The following is a 7,252-nucleotide window of genomic DNA, read 5'->3' on the forward strand; positions in this document are numbered from 1 at the left end:
CCCTGGCAGTCCAGTCGTGCGTTTTTCTGCCGATATACAAGCCATGCCACAGCAGGCGGCCCCGTCACCCACCTTCATTCAGGCGAGAGGGAATCAGCACATGTCATTCGGCAATGACGCACAGGACCCACAGGGGCGCGCCGTTTGAAACAAAACCGTCCCCGCCGCCTACAATCGGGCACATCTGTCGTGTCCGGATCTTCGCGCATGTCCGTTTTGCCGTTCCTGATCCTCGAAACCGGGCAACCCGTGCCGGAGATGAAGCGATACGGCCGGTTTCAGCACTGGATCCGCGTGGCGGCGGGGCTGGCCGAGCATGAAACGGTGGCCATCGACGTCGCCAATGGCGATGCGCTGCCTGACCCCGCCGACTTTGCGGGCATCATCGTCAGCGGCTCGGCCGCCTTCGTCACCGACCGTGCCGACTGGAGCGAACGCAGCGCCGGCTGGCTGCGCGATGCCGCGCACCAGGGCATGCCGCTGCTGGGCATCTGCTATGGGCATCAACTGCTGGCGCATGCGCTGGGTGGCGAGGTCGACTACAACCCGGCCGGGCGCGAGTCGGGCACCATCGCGCTGGAACTGCATCCGCCAGCCGGGCAGGACCCGTTGTTCACCGGCCTGCCGGCGCAGTTCCCGGCCCATGCCACCCATCTGCAGACGGTGGTGCGCGCCCCGGACGGCGCCGTCGTGCTGGCACACTCGCGCCAGGACCGCTGCCATGCGTTCCGCTGGGGCCGGGCCACCTGGGGTTTGCAATTCCACCCGGAGTTCGCCACCCACCACATGCGCGGCTACGTCCAGGCCCGCGCGGACTGCATTGCCCGCCACGGCCGTTGCGCCCGCACGGTCGCCCGCGAGGTCACCGCCGCGCCGATCGCCCGCAAACTGCTGCGCCGGTTCGTGCGTCACGCACGCGGCCTGCAAACAGTGACCGCTCATCCCGCCGCACACACGCAAAAGCAGCGATAATCGCGCCACGCCGGATGGTCCGGTGCGTATCGATCCGGAATGGGAATGAGCGAAATCCGCAAGGTGCCGGCGTCTGCCGGCGCAGAATGGCTGTTGACCGGTTTCTCGCTGTTGAAGCGGGCGCCACTGGCGCTTGGCTCGCTGGGAGTGATCTGGAGCGTGGCGGCCACCCTGGTGGTGTCGCTGTCGGTGCTGGTGCCGCTGCTGGGCCCGGCCCTGCGGTTCCTGCTGGTGCTGGCCGGCCCGCTGTTCATGGGCGGCCTGCTGTGGGCGATCCGCGAGGTCGACCAAGGCCGCATCGCCAAGCCGTCGCATCTGCTGCACGGCCTGCAGGACGGCCGCGCGCCGCATCTGCTGGTGTCGCTGCTGCCGCAGCTGATCGCCGGCCTGCTGCTGGGCGTGCTGCTGCTGGTGATGATCGGCGCCAGCGGGCTGCAGCAGTTGTCCGAGGTGATGATCAAGATCAACCAGATCAGCCAGTCCGGCGCGCAGCCGGACCCGGTGCAGATCGAGCAGCTGGCCGCCAGCCTGCCGGCCGGCCGCATCCTGCTGTGGTTGCTGCTGACCATCGCCACCTTCGCGGCGATGACGCTGGCGCTGTTCGTGATGCCGCCGCAGGTGATGTTCGACCGCAGCACCGGCGGCCATGCGCTGCGCGAGAGCCTGCGCGCCAGCCTGCACAACCTGCCGGCAATGCTGGTGTTCTTCGTGCTGGCCTTCATCGCCATCTTCGCGATCTATTTCGCGGTGATGATCGTGGCGCTGATCGTCGGCCTGGTGGCCGGGCAGACCGTGGCGATGTGGCTGGCCCAGCTGCTGCTGATGGCGATATTGATGCCGGTATTCGCCGGCTCGGTCTACGCCGCCTGGAAGCAGATGTTCACCCATGCAGGCCCCGTCGCCCAGCCGGCCCCGCCCTCGCGCCCGGATGTGTTCGCCGCCTGATCCCCCTTGATCCGGGGATGTGCTGACAACGACACCCTGATCGGTAGGAGCGCACCCGGGCGCGACGAAGCTTTCCCGGGGACGCCCACGCTCGCGCGAACGTGTTCGCCGCCTGACCATCCCCAACCCGTAGGAGCGCACCCGGGCGCGACGAAGCTTTCCTCGCGAGAGCCCGGTCGCGCCCGGGTGCGCTCCTACGTGGGTGATTGCGTCCGGGGTGCGCACCTGCACGTCGGCGCGCCTGACTGCAGCCAAGGCGCTAAGCCGGCTTAGGCCCCACCGCGCGCGAGGCGATGATGCCCAGCTCGTAGAGCAGGCACATCGGGATGGCCAGCATCAGCTGCGAGACCACGTCCGGCGGGGTGAGCACCGCGGCCAGGATGAAGATGCCGACGATGGCATAGCCGCGGCCTTCGCTCAGCTGCTTGGGGCTGACCCAGCCCAGCAGCACCAGGATCACCAGCGCCACCGGCAGCTCGAAACTGGCACCGAAGGCGAAGAAGATCGCCAGCACGAAATCCAGGTAGGAATTGGCGTCCGGGGTAATGGCGATCACGTCCGGCTTGAACGTGGTCAGGAAGTGGAACACCGCCGGCAACACCAGGAAATACGCGAACGCGCAGCCGATGTAGAACAACGCCACCGCCGAAGCCAGCAACGGGAATGCGAGTTTCTTTTCGCGCTGGTACAGGCCCGGCGCCACGAAGGCCCAGGCCTGGTACAGCAGCCACGGCACGCTGAAGAACACCGCCACGAAAAAGGTCAGCTTGAGCGGTGCGAAGAACGCGCCGGCCGGATTCATCGCGATCATCGTCTGCCCCAGCGGCAGCTGCGAAATCAGCGGCGCGGCCAGCCACGAATAGATCGCCCGCGAGAACGGCAGCAACGCCAGCAGCACCACGCCCAGGCCGATCAGGGCACGCACCAGGCGCGCGCGCAGTTCGACCAGATGCTCGATCAGACTGCTTTCGGCCTGTGCGTCGTCGAACAGGCTCACGGCTGTTTCTCCTGGATCTTGCCCGGCGCGGTCGGCTCGGTCGGCGCCTTCAGCGGGCCAGGCTCCATCGGCGTGGTGGTGGCCTGCGCGCTGGCGCTGGCGCTGCCGAGATGCGCGGCATGCGGCGCCGGCGCCACGGTGTCGTGCGGAGCCGGTACCAACGCTTGATGCGGCGCTGGCGCAATCGGCTGGGCCTGGGCAATGACCGGTGCGGCCTCATCGTCGGCCGCATCCGCAGCGCCCGCTGCCGACGTGGCAGTTGCCCCGACCGACAGATCCGCATGCGCCAGCTCCCGCGGCGTCGCAACCGGTGTGGCCGGGCTGCGGATATCGATATCGCGCCCAACCTCGTCGTGCAGCGCGCGGGCGCCCTGCTCCAGATGCTGCTGCTTGTTGCGCAGCTGGTCTTCGGCTTCGCGCAGCGAGGCCTGCACATCCTGCAGGCTGCGCTTGAGCTCTTCGGCTTCCAGCTCGCGCTCCAGTTCCTGCTTGACCGAATCCCACTGCATGCGCGCACGGCGCACCCACAGCCCGGCGAACCGGGCCGCCTTGGGCAGGCGCTCGGGACCGAGCACCACCAGGGCGACGATCGCAATCAGCGTCAGTTCGCCAACACCTATGTCAAACACCGACGCCGCTCCGGATCAATGCGCGTCGCGATCGCGCTCGGCCTGCGCCTGCCGTGCCTGCTCGGCCGTGCGGGTGTCGTCACCGAGCTTGCCGGCCGGCTTGTCGTCGTCGTGCATGCCTTTCTTGAATTCCTTGACCGCGCTGCCGAGATCCTTGGCACCGCTGGTGAGCCGCTTGGTACCGAACACCAGCAACACGATCACCAGCACGATCAGCCAGTGCCAAATGCTGAAACCGCCCATGATCTGCTCGCTTGCTGAAGAAGAAGGAAGACGCAGGATACCCCAGCGCACCGCGCAGGGGGATGACAGCCTGTCAGCGGTTGCCGTCCAGCGATTCGGTGCGGATTTCGCCGTCGGAGACGGGCTGGAAGCCCTGCTGCGGCGGTGGCGTCGTGCTGGGCTGCATCGGCGCGGTGCTGGCCTCGTTCACCGCTGGCGGCGGCGTGGTGGCCGCCGGTGCCGGACGCGGCGCGCTGGCCCCGTCGTCGGCGCTGCCATCGGTACCGCGATTGGCGCGCGCGGTGTAGGTGGCCTCTTCCAGGCGGTCGCGGAAGGCGATCACGTCGGTGGACGGGCGCTCGTTGGTGCGGCCTTCGAAGATCATGCGCGGGGTGGCGCCGCCACCGTAGGCGTTGAGGTCGGCGGCATCGTCGATCTGCAGCACCGCACCGTCCAGCGCCACGCCGGCGAACAGGCCGCGGGCACGCGACCACGACCAGATTTCGGCCTTGAGCTGGCCGTCGGTGGCGGCGGCGGCATTGCGCCCGACCGGACCTGCGGCCACGCCGGCATCGGCACCGAGGGTGAACTTGCCGTTGACGATGTTGTCCAGGCTGCGGTCGTTGCGGAACACCAGCACCACGTCGGAGGACTGCACGCCGGCCTGGAAGCCGATGCTGCCGCCGGTGAGCTTGACGAACACCGGCTGCGACCAGCTGCCGTCGGCATTCTTCATCGACATCAGGCCGTGCCCGCGCCGGCCACCGATCACCAAGCCGGCCTTGAGCGTGTCGGGGATGACCACGATGGCGCGCGCCTCGTCGAGCAGCTTGTCCGGGATGGCCTGCTCGGGAATCTTCATGATCTCGTTGAGTACCCGAACCGCGTTACGCGCGCGCTGGTCCTCTTCCGGGCCGGCGACGGCATGGCCGGCGGCGAAGGTCAGCGACAACAACAGGGCCAGGCGCGACAGACGAGGCATGACAAGCTCCAGGGGACGATCCGTCAAAGATAGCAATGGCGCGACGTTAGTGGTGGCGCAATGAATCGGTGGTGAGCGCAGCCGGGGGGCAGAGGCGGTCGATGGCGGCGATCGATGCGCCCTCCTCGGCAGCACTGCTGCGCTCTGCCAGAATGGTGCGCATGAACACCACCCCCGATACCGCCCTGCTGGTCGTCAATCTCGGCACCCCCGAGTCGCCCACCGCCCCGGCCGTGCGCCGCTACCTGGCCGAGTTCCTCAGCGACCGCCGCGTGGTTGCGATCCCGCCACTGTTCTGGAAGCCGCTGCTGTACGGGGTGATCCTGCCGATCCGCGGGCCCAAGTCGGCCGAGAAATACGCCAAGGTCTGGCTGCCGGACGGCTCGCCGCTGGCGGTGTACACGCGCCGCCTGGCCGAGGGCCTGAAAGAGGTCATGCCGGACTGGCACGTGGAGTGGGCCATGCGCTATGGCGCCCCGGCGTTACGCAAGACGCTGGACGCGCTGCGCGCACGTGGCATCAGGCGCATCGTGGTGTTGCCGCTGTATCCGCAGTACTCGACCACCACTACCGCCTCGATCCAGGATGTGGTGGATGCCTGGCGTCCGAGCGCGCCGGAGATCGCGGTGGAGGTGATCCAGGACTACTGCGAAGACGCCGGCTGGGTCGCGGCGATCGCCGATTCGATCCGTGCGCATTGGCAGGCGCACGGGCGCAGCGAGAAGCTGATGTTTTCCTTCCACGGCCTGCCGCAGCGCGTGGCCAATGCCGGCGATCCGTACCCGCAGCAATGCGAGCGCAGCGCGCAGGCCATCGTCGCCGCACTCGGCCTGGGCGCGGACGACTGGCAGCTGGGCTACCAGTCGCGCTTCGGTTCGGAACGCTGGTTGCAGCCGTATGCCGAACCGACCTTGTGGAAACTGGCCGAAGGCGGCGTGCGCAGCTTCGACCTGGTCTGCCCGGGGTTTGCCACCGACTGCCTGGAAACCCTGGAAGAAGTGGCGCTGGGCTTTGCCGAAACGCTGGCCGAACGCGGCGCCACGCTCAGCTACATCCCCTGTCTCAACGCCAGCCCGGCACATGCGCAGGCACTGGCCGCAGTGGCCCGGCGCGCGTGAGGTTGGAGCCGTTTGCGTGCGAGCTGGCGATCGGCCGGGTCACCGGGCTGCGCAACCCCGAACGTGGCCCGCGCCGGGTGCTGGCGCTGCATGGCTGGCTCGACAATGCCGCCAGCTTCCTGCCGCTGAGCGCGCATCTGCACGCGCAGGACCTGGATCTGGTGTTGCTAGATCTGCCCGGTCACGGCCATAGCGCGTGGCTGCCGACCGGCGCCGACTACACGCTCAGCAGCACGATCGCGATTCTGCTGCAGGTAGCCGATGCGCTGGGCTGGGAGCGCTTCAGCGTGCTCGGCCACTCGCTGGGCGGTGGCGTCGCCAGCCTGCTGGCCGCTGCGGCGCCCGAACGCGTGGACGCCTTGATCGCGATCGAGGCCTTGGGCGCACTGGCCGAGCCGGTCGAAAGCACCGCCACCCGCCTGCGCGATGCGGTGACATCGGCACGCACGCTGGCGCAGCGGCCGTTGCGGGTGTTTCCGTCGATGGAGATGCCGGTGCGCGCCCGCATGATGGCCGACCAGCTCACCGAACCGGCCGCGCGGCTGCTGGTGGAGCGCGGGGTCTGCGCGGTCGAAGGCGGCTACAGCTGGTGCAGCGACCCGCGCCTGACCTTGCCCACCGCCATCCGCATGACCGAAGCGCAGATCGACGTGCTGCTGGCCTCCATCGCCTGCCCGACCCAGGCCATCTTCGCCACGCCGGCGCAGGTGTATTTCCCCGATACATTGCGCGATCACCGCGTGGCGCTGATGCGCGATGCACGCCTGCAGTTGTTGCCGGGCATCCACCATGTGCACATGGAAGCACCGGACGCGGTGGCGGCGGTGATCAATGGGTTTTTAAATCGAACTTGAGAGCGCTTGCAAATTCGAAAAATATTAAGCTCGCCAGCTGGCAAAACGAAAGATGGAAACTCCACCACGGAAAGGAGACCAAGCTACAAATGACCGAGAACGTTCAAAGCACTCACCGGCATTGGGTAGAAACAGCGAAGCTAATCGCAACCTGGATGCTGGCGCTGTTTGTGTTCATTGTTGCCTATTCCAGAATACTGTTCGTCATCCTAATGTCCGAATACGACTTCTTCTCTTACGACATCTTCGATGCCGGAGGGTTCGGCATGACGGTCTTTTATGCAACAACCGAACTCATGATCGTTGTATCGGGCCTGGCTCTCTTCGGAATCTTCATTCCACTGGCCTCGGGCCTGAGGAACGGAAGAATGCCTTGGTCCGAATTCGGGTTTTTTCTCCTACTCAATACATCCTGCGCACTACTGCTAATTATTTTCTCCCTAAGAGCGGCTAACAAAACCCTTGAATTCTGTTGAGTCGGCGACAACATTGCCGGCATGACACGTCGCAACGAGATCCCTAGTGCGCTTTGG

General features: G+C 66.9%; 8 protein-coding genes and 1 pseudogene. 5 read left to right on the forward strand and 4 right to left on the reverse strand.

Going from position 1 to position 7,252, the window contains the following annotated elements; genetic code table 11:
• Window positions 1–207 precede the first annotated feature (207 nt).
• Entirely contained in the window at window positions 208–972 is a 765-nt protein-coding gene (locus tag XarbCFBP7408_RS19920; RefSeq protein ID WP_104564419.1) for a glutamine amidotransferase, read from the forward strand.
• Window positions 973–1,017: 45 nt separating this feature from the next.
• On the forward strand, window positions 1,018–1,917 hold the full coding sequence (locus tag XarbCFBP7408_RS19925) for a BPSS1780 family membrane protein (protein WP_104564420.1): 900 nt from the start codon (window positions 1,018–1,020) through the stop codon (window positions 1,915–1,917).
• 259 nt (window positions 1,918–2,176) lie between these two features.
• On the opposite strand, the gene tatC is transcribed toward XarbCFBP7408_RS19925, so the two are convergent.
• The 4 genes from tatC to XarbCFBP7408_RS19945 all read right to left on the reverse strand — a co-directional run bounded on the left by tatC (window position 2,177) and on the right by XarbCFBP7408_RS19945 (window position 4,747).
• Window positions 2,177–2,914 (reverse strand): twin-arginine translocase subunit TatC, encoded by a 738-nt coding sequence (gene tatC, locus XarbCFBP7408_RS19930; protein ID WP_039513578.1) that lies wholly within the window; start codon window positions 2,912–2,914, stop codon window positions 2,177–2,179.
• A complete protein-coding gene (gene tatB, locus XarbCFBP7408_RS19935) occupies window positions 2,911–3,543 on the reverse strand; it encodes a Sec-independent protein translocase protein TatB (RefSeq protein ID WP_104564421.1) in 633 nt (210 codons plus the stop codon). The genes tatC and tatB overlap by 4 nt, the downstream gene beginning before the upstream one ends.
• Window positions 3,544–3,558: 15 nt before the next feature.
• On the reverse strand, window positions 3,559–3,786 hold the full coding sequence (tatA, locus tag XarbCFBP7408_RS19940; RefSeq protein WP_104564422.1) for a Sec-independent protein translocase subunit TatA: 228 nt from the start codon (window positions 3,784–3,786) through the stop codon (window positions 3,559–3,561).
• Window positions 3,787–3,859: 73 nt separating this feature from the next.
• Complete coding sequence (locus XarbCFBP7408_RS19945) at window positions 3,860–4,747, reverse strand: lipid-binding SYLF domain-containing protein (RefSeq protein WP_181106337.1); 888 nt, start codon at window positions 4,745–4,747, stop codon at window positions 3,860–3,862.
• A 152-nt stretch (window positions 4,748–4,899) separates the two neighbouring features.
• On the opposite strand from XarbCFBP7408_RS19945, the gene hemH reads away from it, so the two are divergent.
• The 3 genes and pseudogenes from hemH to XarbCFBP7408_RS19960 all read left to right on the forward strand — a co-directional run.
• Window positions 4,900–5,865, forward strand: coding sequence for a ferrochelatase (hemH, locus tag XarbCFBP7408_RS19950; protein ID WP_104564424.1), 966 nt, complete (start codon window positions 4,900–4,902; stop codon window positions 5,863–5,865).
• A gap of 2 nt (window positions 5,866–5,867) precedes the next feature.
• Window positions 5,868–6,719: an alpha/beta fold hydrolase gene (locus tag XarbCFBP7408_RS19955; RefSeq protein WP_181106355.1), complete on the forward strand. Its 852-nt coding sequence runs from the start codon at window positions 5,868–5,870 to the stop codon at window positions 6,717–6,719.
• Between the two features lie 194 nt (window positions 6,720–6,913).
• Window positions 6,914–7,162: pseudogene (locus XarbCFBP7408_RS19960) on the forward strand (hypothetical protein); the annotation flags it as partial.
• Window positions 7,163–7,252: the final 90 nt, after the last annotated feature.

Source organism: Xanthomonas arboricola pv. guizotiae (genome assembly GCF_002940205.1).
Classification (GTDB): Bacteria; Pseudomonadota; Gammaproteobacteria; order Xanthomonadales; family Xanthomonadaceae; genus Xanthomonas; species Xanthomonas arboricola_C.